Annotated in this window: 9 protein-coding genes and 3 pseudogenes; 5 read left to right on the forward strand and 7 right to left on the reverse strand. The window is 60.2% G+C overall.

The genetic code is table 11. From position 1 onward, the window contains the following. The first annotated feature begins 196 nt into the window (after window positions 1–196). Both exbB and exbD read left to right on the forward strand, forming a co-directional pair. Window positions 197–925 carry a tol-pal system-associated acyl-CoA thioesterase gene (gene exbB / locus HA48_RS04245; protein ID WP_208613103.1) on the forward strand — a complete coding sequence of 243 codons (729 nt, stop codon included), beginning with the start codon at window positions 197–199 and terminating at the stop codon, window positions 923–925. Window positions 926–930: 5 nt separating this feature from the next. Continuing rightward, on the forward strand, window positions 931–1,353 hold the full coding sequence (gene exbD / locus HA48_RS04250) for a TonB system transport protein ExbD (protein ID WP_128599929.1): 423 nt from the start codon (window positions 931–933) through the stop codon (window positions 1,351–1,353). A gap of 113 nt (window positions 1,354–1,466) precedes the next feature. On the opposite strand, the gene HA48_RS04255 is transcribed toward exbD, so the two are convergent. Continuing rightward, the gene (locus tag HA48_RS04255; protein WP_244182795.1) at window positions 1,467–3,311 is read right to left on the reverse strand and encodes an Ig-like domain-containing protein; all 1,845 of its coding nucleotides are present in this window, start codon (window positions 3,309–3,311) and stop codon (window positions 1,467–1,469) included. 400 nt (window positions 3,312–3,711) lie between these two features. On the opposite strand from HA48_RS04255, the gene tcuC reads away from it, so the two are divergent. Next, window positions 3,712–5,034: an MFS transporter gene (tcuC, locus tag HA48_RS04260; RefSeq protein WP_128599930.1), complete on the forward strand. Its 1,323-nt coding sequence runs from the start codon at window positions 3,712–3,714 to the stop codon at window positions 5,032–5,034. Between the two features lie 95 nt (window positions 5,035–5,129). Here the strand turns inward: tcuC and HA48_RS22860 are convergent, their stop codons facing one another. The 6 genes and pseudogenes from HA48_RS22860 to HA48_RS04285 form a co-directional block, all read right to left on the reverse strand. Further along, entirely contained in the window at window positions 5,130–5,672 is a 543-nt protein-coding gene (locus tag HA48_RS22860; protein ID WP_341864964.1) for a Csu type fimbrial protein, read from the reverse strand. Next, entirely contained in the window at window positions 5,669–6,091 is a 423-nt protein-coding gene (locus HA48_RS22865) for a spore coat protein U domain-containing protein (RefSeq protein ID WP_341864965.1), read from the reverse strand. The genes HA48_RS22860 and HA48_RS22865 overlap by 4 nt, the downstream gene beginning before the upstream one ends. Beyond that, window positions 6,088–8,522: pseudogene (locus HA48_RS04270) on the reverse strand (fimbria/pilus outer membrane usher protein). Before HA48_RS04270 ends, HA48_RS22865 begins: the two are co-directional and overlap by 4 nt. Continuing rightward, a complete protein-coding gene (locus HA48_RS04275; protein WP_208613104.1) occupies window positions 8,522–9,220 on the reverse strand; it encodes a fimbrial biogenesis chaperone in 699 nt (232 codons plus the stop codon). The pseudogene HA48_RS04270 and the gene HA48_RS04275 overlap by 1 nt, the downstream one beginning before the upstream one ends. 25 nt (window positions 9,221–9,245) lie before the next feature. Then, complete coding sequence (locus HA48_RS04280; protein WP_128599931.1) at window positions 9,246–9,761, reverse strand: Csu type fimbrial protein; 516 nt, start codon at window positions 9,759–9,761, stop codon at window positions 9,246–9,248. A 22-nt stretch (window positions 9,762–9,783) separates the two neighbouring features. Then, a pseudogene (locus tag HA48_RS04285) lies at window positions 9,784–10,352 on the reverse strand (spore coat protein U domain-containing protein). A gap of 498 nt (window positions 10,353–10,850) precedes the next feature. Between HA48_RS04285 and HA48_RS04290 the strand changes: the two are divergent. Continuing rightward, window positions 10,851–12,946, forward strand: a pseudogene (locus HA48_RS04290) (putative bifunctional diguanylate cyclase/phosphodiesterase). Window positions 12,947–13,106: 160 nt separating this feature from the next. Next, entirely contained in the window at window positions 13,107–15,194 is a 2,088-nt protein-coding gene (locus tag HA48_RS04295; protein ID WP_128599932.1) for a putative bifunctional diguanylate cyclase/phosphodiesterase, read from the forward strand. Window positions 15,195–15,349: the final 155 nt, after the last annotated feature.

The raw sequence follows: 15,349 nt of genomic DNA on the forward strand, positions 1-15,349 counted from the left end.
GGTCGCCATGAATGGCGACCCTACAGGTGCGAGAACGGGTTGGCCCTTCCAGGGTGCGCATTCATGCGCACCAGGCTACTTTGTAAATAGTAATGAGAACCACTATCACTTCGCTCACTTTTTTTGCTATGATCCGCCCTTCAATCGTGAACTGTGCAACAGAAGTTGGAGACGCAGCGTGGTAGCCAGTGACTTGATGCAAACGGACCTCTCCGTTTGGGGCATGTATCAGCATGCCGATATCGTGGTAAAGATTGTGATGATTGGCCTGTTGCTGGCTTCGGTCGTCACCTGGGCAATTTTCTTCGGTAAATTCGCTGAGCTGAGCGGGGCGAAACGTCGCCTGAAGCGCGAACAGCAGGCGCTGGGCGAAGCCCGCTCGTTAAACGATGCGTACCGCGCGGCCGAAAGCTTCAAATCCGGCAGCCATAGCGCTGTCCTGCTTGCCGATGCGCGCAACGAGCTGGAGCTCTCCGCCGGCACTGACGATCTGGCGGGCATTAAAGATCGCACCAGCTTCCGTCTCGATCGCCGCGTCGCCGCCTTCAGCCGTCACGCCGGTCGCGGTAACGGTTTCCTTGCCACCATCGGTTCCGTGGCGCCGTTTGTCGGCCTGTTCGGCACGGTATGGGGCATCATGAACAGCTTTATCGGCATCGCCAAAACCCAGACCACCAACCTTGCCGTTGTTGCACCGGGCATCGCCGAAGCGCTGCTGGCTACGGCTATCGGCCTGGTGGCGGCGATCCCTGCCGTGGTGATCTACAACGTCTTCGCCCGCATGATCGCCAGCTACAAAGCCTCGCTGGGTGATGTGGCCGCGCAGGTGATGCTGCTGCAGAGCCGCGATCTGGATCTCGGCAACGTTGATACCGCTAAAGAAGCCAACCGTCCGGCGGCGGCACAGAAACTGCGCGTAGGGTAAGTATTATGGCGATGCGTTTAAACGATGACTCGGTAGGCGATGGCGAAATGCATGAGATCAACGTGACGCCGTTTATCGACGTCATGCTGGTTCTGCTGATCATCTTTATGGTCGCCGCGCCGTTAGCCACGGTGGATGTCCGCGTTAATCTGCCCGCCTCGACCAGCGCGCCACAGCCGCGTCCGGAGAAGCCGGTTTATCTGTCGATCAAAGCGGATAAGCAGATCTACATCGGCAACGATGCGGTAACCAAAGAGACGCTGGTCAATGCGCTGACCGCGCAAACCGAAGGCAACAAAGAGACCACCATCTTCTTCCAGGCCGACAAATCCGTTGATTACGAAACGCTGATGTCTGTAATGGATCAGCTGCGTGAAGCCGGTTACCTGAAGATTGGTTTGATGGGCATGGAGACGGTGAAGAAATAGTTTCGCCGGCGTAAACCCAGCCACTTTATCCGCAAGGTCGTCATTTATGACGACCTTTTTTATTGCGGCGGCCAGAGCAGGCCGCCATCTTACGATGCGGTGCCGAACCGCAGTTAGACCAGATTCACCGTTACACCGTCCTGCACCAGTAGCTCCGCGTCACCGTGGCTGAACACATGATACAGGTTGCCAGCGATGGTTACGGTGCCCGCCAGCTGCGTCCAGCCGCTGACCGCGTCGTCTTCCGGCAGGATGTGGCTGAGTTGCACGCTGTCGCCGACCTGGCCGCTGACGCACAGCTGGATTTTGCCATCGTCAATGAACAGGCCTTTGCTGCCTTCGCTCAGCAGCTGGTGCAGCGAAAGCGCGTCTGGCTGGGCTTCATCCTGTACTTGCTGATCGAATGCGACGTCAGGGCTGACGTCGAGCACAAATTTGCTGCTCCAGTTGCTCTTCATCTCGCCGGTTGAGGCGCGCGCCTGATATTCCCACACGCCAGGCTGATGCAAATACGGAGAGGTGAAGCTCCACTTGCCGTCGGCATCGACCAGCACACTGCCGGCGTGGCGCAGGCCTTCGCCCTGCACGCCAAACTTGATCTCAATCACCTGGCCCGGTGTGCCGCTGCCGTGCAGCGTGGGCGTGGTGTCATCGGTTGAACCCTGCTGATAAACCGGCCCCTGCAGCGGGCCCGCGTTGTCCCAGGCGTAGTCGATGGTCGGTTCCAGCGGCGCGCCAGGGATCACCAGCAGCTCGAACTTATCGCTCCACGCACTGGCCTTGCCATCCGCAACGCCGCGTGAGCGGAAACCCCATTCGCCAAAATAGGTCAGTTCAAAGCCGGCGAACTGCCAGTTGCCCTGGGCATCGACCACCACGCTGCCCGCGCTGTGCCAGCCGCTGTTACTCAGGTTGTACTCAATCTCAACGATGCTGCCCGGCGCACCGCGACCCTCCAGCACCGGCGTTTTATCGTCGGTGGTGCCGCGATGGTACACCTGGCCGGTATGGGCACCGGTATTGTCACGCGCAAAGTCGATAGCCGGACGCAGATTTTCCAGCGCCGACAGGTTAAGGCTGAAATCCGGGCGGTAGTCGTCTTTGCTGTTCTCGTAGGAGGCATGGAAGGTGTAGATGCCGTCACCGCTGATCATCGCGCGCGACTGAATCATCCAGTCGCCGTTGGCATCGGTTTTAACGCTGCCTTTATAGCCGATGCCGCCGTGATCGTTCTGTGCGAACAGATAAACGATGCTATTCGGCTCCGCGCGGCCCACGATCAGCGGCGAGAAGTCGTCGGTAGTGGAACCGTTGGCGAGCTGGCCCTGCACGGTGCCGACATCGTCAATGGCGTAGCTGATGGTCGGCGGTACCGGTCCGCTCTCCACCACAGTGATGTCGAAGTGTTCAGAAGGTTCGCTGACGCGGCCAAACTCGTCGGTCGCAGTGACGGTTAGCTGATGCCTGCCCGCACTCAGCAGCGGCTCCAGCGACCATTCGCCGCTTTTACTGACTACGGTGCTGCCAATCAGCTTGCTGTGATCGTACAGCCGCACCGTGCTGCCCGGCTGCGCATAGCCCTGCACGTTGGGCGTGGTGTCATCAATGGTGTGGCCGCGTCCGACCGGGCCGGTTTCGCTGCCGACGTCATCAAACAGCGCGGTGATCGCTGGTTTGTCCGGTGCCGAGAGCGCGACGTCTACAGAGAACGGATGCGGTTCGCCGCTATCGCCGATGCGCGCCACCATGTCATGGCTGCCTTCGCTCAGCGAGAACGGCGGCTGAAATGACCAGCTGCCGTCGGCAGCTATTCTCGTACTGTAGCGGTGATCGTTGATAAGGAATGCAATGATTTCATCGGCCTGCGCTGGCAGGCTGCCGCTCAGCACGGGATAAGGTGTTCCCACTCGTAAGGTATTAATGGATGAAAAGGGGTCAAAGCTGAAAGGTGTTAGCACAAGTATTCTCCACCAAAATCAGCAACGGCGTGATTACCGTTGCCAGCCCAGCATAACGGGGGAGAGGATGGCACCATGTACCAGAATCGTCTCGTTTCTAAGACTGATCTTAATAAGTTCTGCTAATTAAAAAGAGATTAAAAACAGCAAGATAATGCTCATGGCATTTCTCGATGAGGCTTTATGTAGCTGAAGTTATGCCACTGGAAAGGTCGATAGCTGTCCCGCAGCGGCAACCGGAAAAGCCCAGTATAATTAACTTTTCTCATAAGCTGATTGGATTAGTCATGTTAATCTTTTGTTACTTTTGGTATTGCGATTGTAAAGTGCAATGGTGATTGCGATCACATCTATTCTTGGCATGGCAGGCTACAACTGCTCAAAAACCTGGAAGGATACTATGAGCACCCATTCATCTTTACAAAAGCCGGCCAGAAGTGGGGCCAAAACCATCTTTAGCGTTACCAGCGGTAACTTCCTTGAGATGTACGATTTCATGGTGTTTGGCTATTACGCCACGGCGATAGCCAAAACCTTTTTCCCCGGTGACGATCCCTTTGCCTCGTTAATGCTCACGCTGATGACCTTCGGCGCGGGCTTCCTGATGCGTCCGCTTGGCGCCATCATTCTGGGCGCCTATATCGATCATCACGGTCGCCGCAAAGGCCTGCTGCTGACGCTCGGCCTGATGGCGCTGGGCACGCTGACCATCGCCCTGGTACCGGGCTATGCCACGCTGGGTGCCGCAGCGCCGATTCTGATTCTGCTTGGCCGTCTGCTGCAGGGCTTCTCCGCCGGCGTGGAGCTGGGTGGCGTCTCGGTTTATCTCGCTGAAGTGGCGCCAAAAGGGCGCAAAGGCTTCTACGTTAGCTGGCAGTCCGGCAGCCAGCAGGTGGCGGTGATCTTCGCAGCACTGCTCGGCCTGGCCCTGAACCATCTGCTGGCGAAGGATGCCGTTACCGAGTGGGGCTGGCGTATTCCGTTTGTGGTCGGCTGCCTGATTGTGCCGTTCCTGTTCTGGATCCGCCGCATGCTGGAGGAGACCGAAGCCTTCAGCCAGCGCAAATCACACCCGTCAATGGGGCAGATTGTACGTTCGGTCGGGCAGAACTGGGCGCTGGTGCTGGCCGGGATGCTGATGGTGGTGACCACCACCGTGATGTTCTACATGATTACCGCGTTTACGCCGACGTTCGGTAAGACGGTGCTGCTGATGAGCGATAAGCAGAGCTTCCTTGTGACGCTGTTTGTCGGCATCTCCAACCTGTTCTGGCTGCCGGTGATGGGCGCGCTGTCGGATCGCATCGGCCGTCGTCCGCTGCTGATCGTCTTTACCATTTTGATGATCCTGACCACCTGGCCGGTGCTGCACGGGCTGGTGGGATCGCCCACCTTTGCGCATCTGGTAGAGGCCGAGCTGTGGCTGTCGTTCCTGTACGCCAGCTATAACGGCGCGATGGTGGTGTATCTGGCGGAGATCATGCCAGCGGAGGTGCGGGCATCAGGTTTTTCGCTGGCGTATAGCCTGGCAACGGCGCTGTTTGGCGGTTTTACCCCGGCCATCTCCAGTTATCTGATTCACGCCACAGGGGATAAAGCGATGCCGGGCGTTTGGCTGTCGTTTGCCGCGGTGTGCGGCCTGGCAGGGACGTTGTTGATCGGCCGGATGGTGAAGCAGTATCAGGCGCAGCACACCGCAGCGCCGGTCGGTGCTCCGCTGTAAATCCAGGTGCGCATGAATGCGCACCCTACAGGTATGTGCCTGTTACATGCCAGGTGCGCACCCTGGAATTGACCGTGCACGACCCGGCCCGCCACCTAAAACGCCACATCCACCACCACGTTATCGGTGTAATTCCCGGCGGCGGGCGTGTTCTGCGTGGTCAGAATGCGCGCCGTATAGGTAAAATTGCGCGTCACGGTATCGGCGTTCAGCGAGGTCGAGGTGCTGCTGCTCCAGCGGTCGGTGCCGGTCGGTCCCCAGCGTGTTGTCGTGGTGGTGCCCTTATAGATATCGTATGCCAGACGGTTGGTGCCGCTCGCCATCTGGCGCGTGGTGCCGCTGTAATAACTGCCGTTGCTCAGCCCCACCGTATAGGTGCTGCCTTTTGAACACACCACATTGATGGTCTGCTGCACGGTGGAAAAACTGCCGACCAGTGGCGCGCTGCCAAAGCTCACGTTGGGCGCGGTGATGGTGGTGCAATCATTGGTAATCACCATATTCACCGTAATCGGCATCGCGGTGCCGGTGCTGCTCTGCACCGTTCCCACGCACAAACCCGCCACGTTCAATCCGGCACAGACGTTATAACTCACCGTCAACGTAATGGTGGTGGTATAGGTTCCGGCGGCGATCACCTGGCCCGGCACGGTGCGGAAATAGAGCGGAATATTAAAATTAAGGCTATTGCCCAGCCCCAGCAGGCGGATGAGTTCCAGCGATAGCTGCCGCCCTGCTGCAGCTCGGTGGCGCAGGCGCTGTCAATACAGAGCTCAATCGGCACGTTATCGGTACCGGCCGCTGTGGCCTTCATGGTGGCGCGCGTGCCGGTCAGATAGCTGGCGGTGGTAAAGGCGTAAGCGATGTAATCCGTGCCCAGCAGGTTAAGCGTGCCGGTGCCGCAGTTCACGTTGGTCGTACTGGAGGTCGGGACCACCGTAGACTGCACATAAAAGGTGGTCTGCGGGCCAAAACTGGCGGCGGGCGCAGAGAGCGAGCATAGCGCATAGCTGCTGCCGGGCAGCAAAATCAGCAGCAATAACAGAATTTTTCTCATGGTGAGATCCCTGACTGTGAAGAGGTTGCGCCGGGCGTTGCCGCGCCAGGCGGCGCCGGTGGCAGCGGGCAGGTGAGCGGTCCATAGGTCTGCAGGGCTTTTGGCTGGCCATTCTCAATCGCCAGCGTGGTTTCGCACTGGCGTCCGTCCGGCGTCACCACGCGTATCGGGTTACTGGCGCCCAGATCCTCCATCCACACGATGCCGTCCCAGCCGACGTATTCAGTGGCCCGATCCGGCCGCAGCACCTGGCTGGAGACCGGTAGCGGCTGGCCGTCGCTGTCGTGCAGCACCACGCTGGCGGCGCGCAGTCGCTCCACCGGGAAATTGAGCAGATAGCCGCTCTTGCGCTTCACCGCAAAGCGCTGCTCCACTTTCGGTGCGGTCATATCGGCGGGCAGATCGAGCGTATCGATATCGTACTTCGCGCCGTAATAGCTGCTGATCGAGGGCACCAGCAGATAACCGTCGTTGTCCGTGCGGCCCATTGACTGGTTCTCATAACGCACCGTCACATCCGGATAGTGGGTTTTCACCACCACAAATGCATCGTTGATGTCGTTCGCAGCAAATACGCGGTCATCCATCAGCACCAGCGCACCGGTGAAGTCGGCCCACTGCGTGGTGTTGTCATCATCCCCGTAAAAACCGGCGGAAGTGTCGATTTTGTTGTTGCGATAGCGCAGGCTGCCCTGGCGATAGTCGCCGCTGTCACCGCCCTGGCGGGCCCATGAAGCGTCATAAGCAAAGCCGCCGTCGGTTGGCATGGCGCGCGACACGTACAGGCGCTGATTGTTGCGGCCCTGCTGGTCGCGTTCAATGCTGACGGAGGCGCTGCTCTGCTCGCCAAACGGGATGATCAGTGAGATCGCGCCGCTCCAGTCGCCCTGTTCCCGATCGCGGCTGGCGGAGATATAGAGGCTGCTGTTGCCCCACAGGTTTTTGCTCCACGAGAGGTTCCACAGCCGGGTGCGATCGCCGGCGCTTCCGGCGATATCCAGATACGCCAGGCCAAGACTGCCGTAGCGATCAAGCGAGACGCTGGCGGTGTACTGGGCGCTGCGGCGCGCCAGCGAGTAGCTGGTATTGGCGCTATCGCCGCGGCTGCTCACCAGCGCGAGGTTAGCGAAATCGGCGCTACGCAGCGTGTGCTGCGTGCCCAGGCTGAACCAGCTGTTGTTGTACTGATAGCCCCAGCTGTACTGCGTGCCGGGCTTGCCCGCCATCTGGCTCTGCGCCAGTGCACCGTTCACTACGCCCAGGCTACCCATCTTCACCAGCCCGCCGGCCCCGCCCATCGCCACGTCGTTGCTGCCTTCGGCGTGTGACTCCAGCGTCAGCCAGTCATTCACGCCGTAACGCCAGGATCCGCTGGCAGCGGCGGCGCCATAATCGAAGTTCTTCACGCCGTAGTTTTCACGAATCGCCCCGGCGGAGAAGGCGTAATCAGAGAGCCCTTGCTTCAGCAGGCTGCTGGAGACGTAGAACGGCAGGGTGGTGGTCACGCGGCGACCTACCGCATCGGTGGTGGTGATCACCGCATCGCCGGCGCCGTTAACGAACGGCACATTGGTCAGCGACCACGGCCCCGGCTGCACATCGGCCTGGGCGCTGCGGTAGCCGTTAATAAACAGATCGACAGAGGAGGGCACCGCCGCCTGGCCATTAAAGGCGGGCAGCGGATAGGTGACCAGATCGGGCCGTACGCTGAAGTCACGCGCAATCTGCACGCCGCCAAGGCGCACGCTGTTGCTCCAGCCCAGCGCATCGGTAATCACATCCCCGGCGCGCCAGCTCAGCGCCGCGTTTTCGTTCTCATTGCTCAGCCAGGTATCGTAACGGATATAGCCCTCCTGCTGGCCGCTGGCGCCCCCCTCCAGCTGCTGCGTATAGACGCCGTTGGTAGAGAACTGCCCGGCCGGGCCAAACAGGCGCAGCTCGTTCCAGCTGGAGAGGCGCGAGCCGGCGTTATCGGTGCGCGTGGCGTAGAAGTCGTAGTTGAGCAGCGCACCGTTGCTGGCGCGGCCGGGATAGCGCGGACACTCTGCGCCTGGCCGATGGTCTGCTCCGGCAGCCAGGCCGGCGGCACCGTCAGCAACAGGCGCTGGCGCCGCTCGTCATACTCCACTTTCACGCCGCTCAGCTGGCTCACCGCAATCTGCTGGCCCTGCAGCTTCTCCGCCGGAATACCGGCGCGCTGCAGATCGCCGCTGCGCAGCCAGAAGTCGCCGTTCTTACGCTCCACCGGCACGATGTTGCCGCGCTCGCCCTGATTCACCACCAGCTCCAGCATATATTGCTGACCGCTGGCGCTGTTCTGCAGCGCAGGCGGGGGCGGCAGCTCGGAGAAGGTCTCCGCGCTGCTGCTAAAGGGGAAGAGTGACAGCGCGCTGGCAATCGCCAGCGCACACGGATGCGGCGTGCGTTTCATCAGCGCGCGGCAGCGCTGCGCCAGTGGCCTTTGTTAACGTCGGCCGCTAGCTCACCGCTCACGTTGCTGGTCAGCGGCCAGCGGTAACGGCTGTTGGCCAGCACGTAGCCAAACAGGCCGTTGCCAAGTGCGCGCCCGCCTACCGTCACATTGCTCAGGCGTGCATGCCCGTTGCCGCGGTTGGTCAGCTCCAGCCAGCGTTTGCCGTCGCTGTTCACGGTTTGCCAGCTCAGATCGGCTTTGGCGCTCGCTTTGGTTAAGCCGTTGCCGTAGACAAACAGCGGCACTGAGTAGCGCATCTGGAAGGTCAGCCCGGCCTGATTATCGCCCGGCGTGCGCGGCGTCGGGATCTCATCCAGCACCACGCGATACGCCATCTCGCGCCCGGCTTCTGGTGGCGTCTGCTTGATTAAACGCACCAGCTGCTTCTGCCCGGGTTCCAGCCGCACCATGGGCGGGCTCGCCACCACCTGCTGTTGGGTTTGATACTGCTCCTGGCCGTTCACCTGCTGCCAGTTAAAGATGCGCACCTGCATGATGGTGGACGCATTGCCCCGGTTCTCCAGCCACAGCTCGCTGGCTTTCTCTTCCGGATCAATCGCCGGATCGATCGGCCAGATCATCAGCGAGTTGGCGGCGTGGACGGCGGGCGTCAGGGCCAGCAGAAACAACAGACACAGGGCGCGCAGGCTCATCATCATTCATCCTTTTTAAGTACCACCGTCACCAGCTCAGCGTGACGGTTAATGTATCGGTATAGGTCCCGGCGCGCGTCGGGCCGGGCAGGGTTAACAGGCCGTAGATCGGCAACACGATGTTATTGGCATTGGTGTAGCTCAGCGCCACGGGCGAGTTCACGGGAATCGCCGTGGTGTGCGCCGCGTTGGTATAGAGGCTATACGCCACGGTATTAGTGTTACTGGTGTGCTTGAGGTTGCGGCTGGAGGCGTAATTAGCACCGCCGTTGATGCTCATGCTCACGGCGGTGCCTGGCGTACAGGCGAGGTTGATGGTGGTGCTCTGCACGTAGCTGGCGCTGACGCTGCTCCTGGAGACGCCAGACTGCGTACCGAAATTAAGCGTGCCGAATACCCCGGTATTGGTACCGGAGACAACACAGCCTGCCACCACTGACGCAGAGACCTGGAAGGATGCCGTTGGCAATCCCCAGGCAGAGACGCTCCCTATCAGCAGGGCGAGGCCGCCTGCGCGGTGCACCCAACATTGCACTGCGGCCACCCTGATTACCTTAAAGCTGGCCTCAGTAGTTCACCGCCACGTTGATGACATCCGTGTAGGTGCCGGCCGGTATCAGCGGGTTAAAGCCGCCGCCCACCACGCGACCATAGATGGCGTAGTTGGTGCCGAGCGTAGGGTCCGTAGTGCCGCTGGCGGCGATGTTGGTATTGTTGGCGATCGCGGTCGTAAAGGCATTGTCGCTGTAGAGGGTGTACGCGATGCTTGGGTGTTATCGGAGCCTAGCACCAGATAGCGCGGCTGGCCGCTTACCGTACCGTAGACCGTGGCCGGCGCCGTGTTGCTGCTGGTCACCTGCACGTTAAAGGTCTGTCCGGTGGTGCAGCGCACGAAGATACCGTTCCCGGCGGCGCCCACTAAGGTGGCGTTTAGCGTGTCAAACGTGGCCGCGCTGCTACCAAAGTTCAGGGTACCGAAGTTAACGCCGGTGGTGGCAGACTGACCGTTCACCAGGCAGCCGGTGGTTAAGGTCAGCGTGGCATTGATGGTTCCCGTTGTGGTGGCAGCAAAAGCAGCAACCGGGGCGAGCGCGGCGCTCAGGCTGGAAGCCAAAAGAAAAAGCTTGAATTTCATAATCATTCCTTACTGATTATAGGGAGTCAGTGCTTTTTCACCTGGTAGTTTATTTATGAAATGAACCCAAAAGTACGAAGGTGCCGCGAACGGCCAACAAACGTAATGCCCCGCCCGTAAAGAGAATCACCGGAGCTGGAGTTAGTGATTTATATCAGTTTTCTTTACTATAGAACACCATTTTGCCGGTTGTGCAGTTGGGCGCGGATTTTTCACTAATCAATTCACACTTTTTGCCGATAACGCAGTAACAACAAGGGCTAACGAGCTGTTAAAAAAACTAAACGGCGAGTGATTTCACCCTCTACCGCGGCCAGCGGTTCAATGCTATGTTCATGCATTAATCAGATAACATTAATTTTCCGGCCGCGAAAGACGATGAAAATAACAGTACGCCGTGCCGCGTCACGCATGGTCATTACGCTTTGATCGCTATTTTTCCCTGTTTATTTGACGATACAGCACCTGCTCCGCAGCGGGTTGAGTTGAGGAGCGCACATGTTGCTGGTTACCTGGGATAGCGTTCTGATTGCCGTTTCGCTTATCGTCGTGTTTATTGCCGCCTTTACCGCCCTGGATACTGCCGGGCGCGTCGCCGTCTCACGTGGGCTGCTGGCAAAACTGTGGCTGGTGGGCGGCGGCACGGCAATGGGCATTGGCGTCTGGGCGATGCACTTTATCGGCATGCTGGCGATGATGATGCCGATGTCCATGCGCTACGACATCCCGCTGACCTCGCTCTCGCTGCTGGTGGCGATTGTCACCAGCATTATGGCCTTTGCACAAGCCGTGCAGGGCAGCCATCTGACCCGCCGCCGGCTGGTGCGCGGCACGCTGATTCTGGGCAGCGGCGTGGTCGCCATGCACTACATCGGCATGAATGCACTACTGATTGAGCCTGCCATCGGCTGGAACAGGTCGCTGGTGGCGCTCTCGGTGTTCATCGCCTATGCGGCGTCCGGCGCGGCATTGTGGCTGGCGTTTCACCTGCGCCAGGGCGAAAACCTGCTGCTGATGCGCGCCTGCGCCGCGCTGGTGATGGGCATTGCCATCGCCGGCATGCACTACACCGGCATGGCGGCGGCGCAGTTCACTATGCCGGGCAGTATGCAGCATCACGGCGTCAGCAGGATGGGCTGGCGGTATGGGTGACCATCATCACGCTCTCTATCCTTGGGCTCACGCTGCTGATCTCGATGCTGGATGCGCAGCTGCGCGCCGCGCGGCTGGCGGCGAAGCTGCGACACGCCAACAGCGAACTGCGCCAGCTGGCGATGCACGATAACCTCACCACCTTGCCGAATCGCGTCATGCTGGAGCAGCAGCTCCAGGCGCAGATCAAACACGCCACGCTGCACAACGAAACCTTCGCGCTGATGTTTATGGATCTTGACGGCTTCAAGGCGGTCAATGACACCTGGGGCCATCACGTGGGCGATCGCCTGCTGATTGCGGTGGCCGAACGGCTGCGCAGCCAGCTGGACCCGGAGATTCTGCTGGCGCGCCTCGGCGGCGATGAGTTTGTTATGCTCTGCCCGCACTACATCACCCAGCAGGCCGAAGCGCTGGCGCAGCGGCTGGTGCACGCCATTGATGCCGCCTTTGAGCTGGACCGCTACTCGCTGCGCGTGTCGCTCAGCATCGGTATTGTGATCTTCCCGGAGCACGGGCGCAGCCAGCAGGAGATGATGTTCAACGCTGACTCCGCCATGTACCACACCAAACACTGCGGACGTAACGGCTTTAGCCTGTTTGAGCCGACGATGAGCGCCGTGGCGCAGCATCAGCTGGCGCTGGCGAACGATCTGTGGAACGCGCTGGAGTTCCACGAGATGCGCCTGTTCTATCAGCCCAAATTCCGCGCCGGCGGCACAGTGCTGATGGGCTTTGAGGCGCTTCTGCGCTGGCAGCATCCGCGTCGTGGCCTGCTGATGCCGGATATGTTCCTGCCGCGCGCCGAAAAGACCGGCCAGATTGTGGCGCTGGGCAACTGGGTAATCAACGAAGCCTGCCGCCAGCTGCGCCAGTGGCACGACGAAGGCCACCTGTCGTTGAGCGTCTCGGTCAACTTGTCCGCCCTGCAGTTTCATCAACGCGATCTCATCGAAACGTTGCGCCAGGCGCTACAGCGCCATCAGCTGCCGGAAGCGTCGCTGATGCTGGAGATCAGCGAGGTTATCGCCATGCGCGATCCGCAGTTCAGCCAGCGGCGCATCGCCGAGCTGCACCAGCTGGGCGTGCGCGTGGCGATCGATAAATTTGGTATCGGCTACGCCAATCTGCTGCACCTTAAACATCTGGAAGCCAGCGAGCTGAAGATCGATCGCGCCTTTATCAACAGCCTGCGCGCCGACAGCGAAGATGCCACGGTGGTGACCGCCATGCTGACGCTGGCGCAGAGCCTTAACCTGCGCATGGTGGCCGAAGGCGTGGAGACGGAAGAGCAGCAGCGGCTGCTGACCGGCCTGGGCTTTGATACCCTGCAGGGCTATCTGCTGGGTAAACCTACGCCGGCTGAGCGCATCGGCGAGTTCACCGCGCCGCCGCTGACCGGGCATTTTCCAGACAGTGCCTTACCGCTGACCAGCGCGTGACCAGCAATTTTAATATTCCTCCGCATCGGAAGCTTTCATCGTTCAGTGACTCACATCGGCAGCGCGTCTGCCGATAATTTCCACTACAAAACCAATAACACTCCGTTAAATCTCACAACACCACAGCTGACGTAACACAGCTTTTATATGGGAAATCACTATGTTAGTGACTTCGTACGATTCGTTTACCGTTATCGTCTCGATTTTGGTAGCGATGCTGGCCTCCTTTACCGCGCTGGATATGGCGGGGCGCGTGGCCTCGTCCACTGGCCGGGTGGCATTGGCCTGGCTGTTCGGTGGCGGCTTTGCCATGGGCGTGGGCATCTGGGCGATGCACTTCATCGGCATGCTCTCAATGAGCCTGGAGATGGTGATGAGCTACGATCCGCTGCTTACCGCCATCTCAATGATTGTCGCGATCTCCGCCTCGATTTTTGCTTTGTGGCTGGTCTGCTCCTCCACCCATTTATCGTGGCGGCGGCTGCTGGGCGGCGCGCTGATATTGGGCTCCGGCGTGGTGGCGATGCACTACACCGGCATGGCGGCGCTGGTGTTTACGCCGGGCATCAGCTGGAACTGGGGCTGGGTGGCGGTCTCGGTGCTGATTGCGCTGGTGGCCTCCTGCGCGGCGCTGTGGCTGGCGTTTCATCTGCGCGAAGGGCAGGGGCGCGTCACGCTGTTGCGCCTGGGCGCCTCGGTGATCATGGGCTGCGCCATCGCCGGCATGCACTACACCGGCATGGTGGCGGCGAACTTTCCGATGCACAGCCACGGCGCACACAGCGGCGTCAACAGCGAGTGGCTGGCGATTCTGGTGACCGTGGTCACGCTGGCGATCCTCGGCATTACGCTGCTGGTCTCCATGCTGGATGCGCGCATGCAGGCGCGCACCACCATTCTGGCGCACTCGCTGGCGGAGGCGAACCGCGAGCTGGCGCAGCTGGCGCTGCACGACAACCTGACGCGACTGCCGAACCGCATCCTGCTGGAGGACCGCCTGGAGCAGGCGATCAACAAATCCAACCGGGAGAAGTCTCAGTTTGCGCTGATGTTTATGGATCTCGACGGCTTCAAAGCGGTCAACGACGCCTTTGGTCACCACGTGGGCGACAACCTGCTGATTGCGGTAACAGAGCGCATGACCGGCATGATGAAAGGGCACTACACGCTGGCGCGCATGGGCGGCGACGAGTTTGTGCTGCTGATTGAGATTGGTGACCCGAACGATGCCGCAGCGGTAGCGGATATGCTGGTGAAGGCGGTGGATCGCCCGTTTAATATCTCCCGCTATGAGCTGATGGTGTCACTGAGTATCGGCATCGCGGTCTATCCTGGCGACGGCAACGATGAGCGCGAACTGATGTTCAACGCCGATGCCGCCATGTACCACACCAAGAACAATGGCCGTAACGGCTACAACTTCTTCCAGCCCTCAATGAACACGCTGGCGCAGTCGCAGCTGCAGCTGAATAACGACCTGTGGCAGGCGCTGGACAATCAGGAGCTGCGCCTGTTCTACCAGCCAAAGTACTGCGCGCCGAGCGGGCCGATTCTTGGCTTTGAGGCGCTGCTGCGCTGGCAGCACCCGACGCGCGGCCTGCTGGCCCCGGACATCTTCCTGCCGATTGCCGAGAAGACCGGCATGATCGTCAACATCGGCAATTGGGTGATTGATGAAGCCTGCCGCCAGCTGCACATGTGGCATCTGCAGGGGCATCCGCACTGGTCGGTGGCGGTGAACCTCTCGGCGGTGCAGTTTGAGCAGAGCGGCCTGGTTGAGACGGTACAGGCGGCGCTGGCGAAGCACCAGATTCCCGCCGAGCTGCTGACGCTGGAGGTCACCGAAACCACCGCAATGCGCGATCCGGAAGAGAGCGTACGCATCCTCACCGAGCTGACGCGCATGGGGGTCAAAGCCTCGATCGATGATTTCGGTACCGGCTACTCCAGCCTGCTCTACCTCAAGCGCCTGCCCGCCAGCGAGCTGAAAATCGACCGGGCATTTGTGAATGAGCTACAGGCGCACTCGGAAGATGCCACCATTGTCTCCGCCATCGTCGCGCTGGCGCAGTCGCTGAATCTTAAAGTGGTGGCCGAAGGGGTCGAGACCGCCGACCAGCAGGCCTTCCTCACCGGCCTGGGTTGCAACACCCTGCAGGGCTACCTGCTCGGCAAACCGCTGCCGCCGGAGCGCATCAGCGAACTGCCGAACTTCGTCGACGCAGCCGACGCGCTGGCACAGCTGTAACGGCAACCCTCCCGGCCTGGCAACGGCAAAAAACGTGGTGGCGCAATTCATTGCGCCTTAAACCTGTGCTGGTTTCAAACACCTCTGCACGCTGCCTGGCCGCCCTGCGGGACGGCCACTACCAACGGCAAAAAAAACGTAGCGGCGCAATTTAT

It is taken from the genome of Pantoea wallisii (assembly GCF_002095485.1).
Lineage (GTDB): Bacteria > Pseudomonadota > Gammaproteobacteria > Enterobacterales > Enterobacteriaceae > Pantoea > Pantoea wallisii.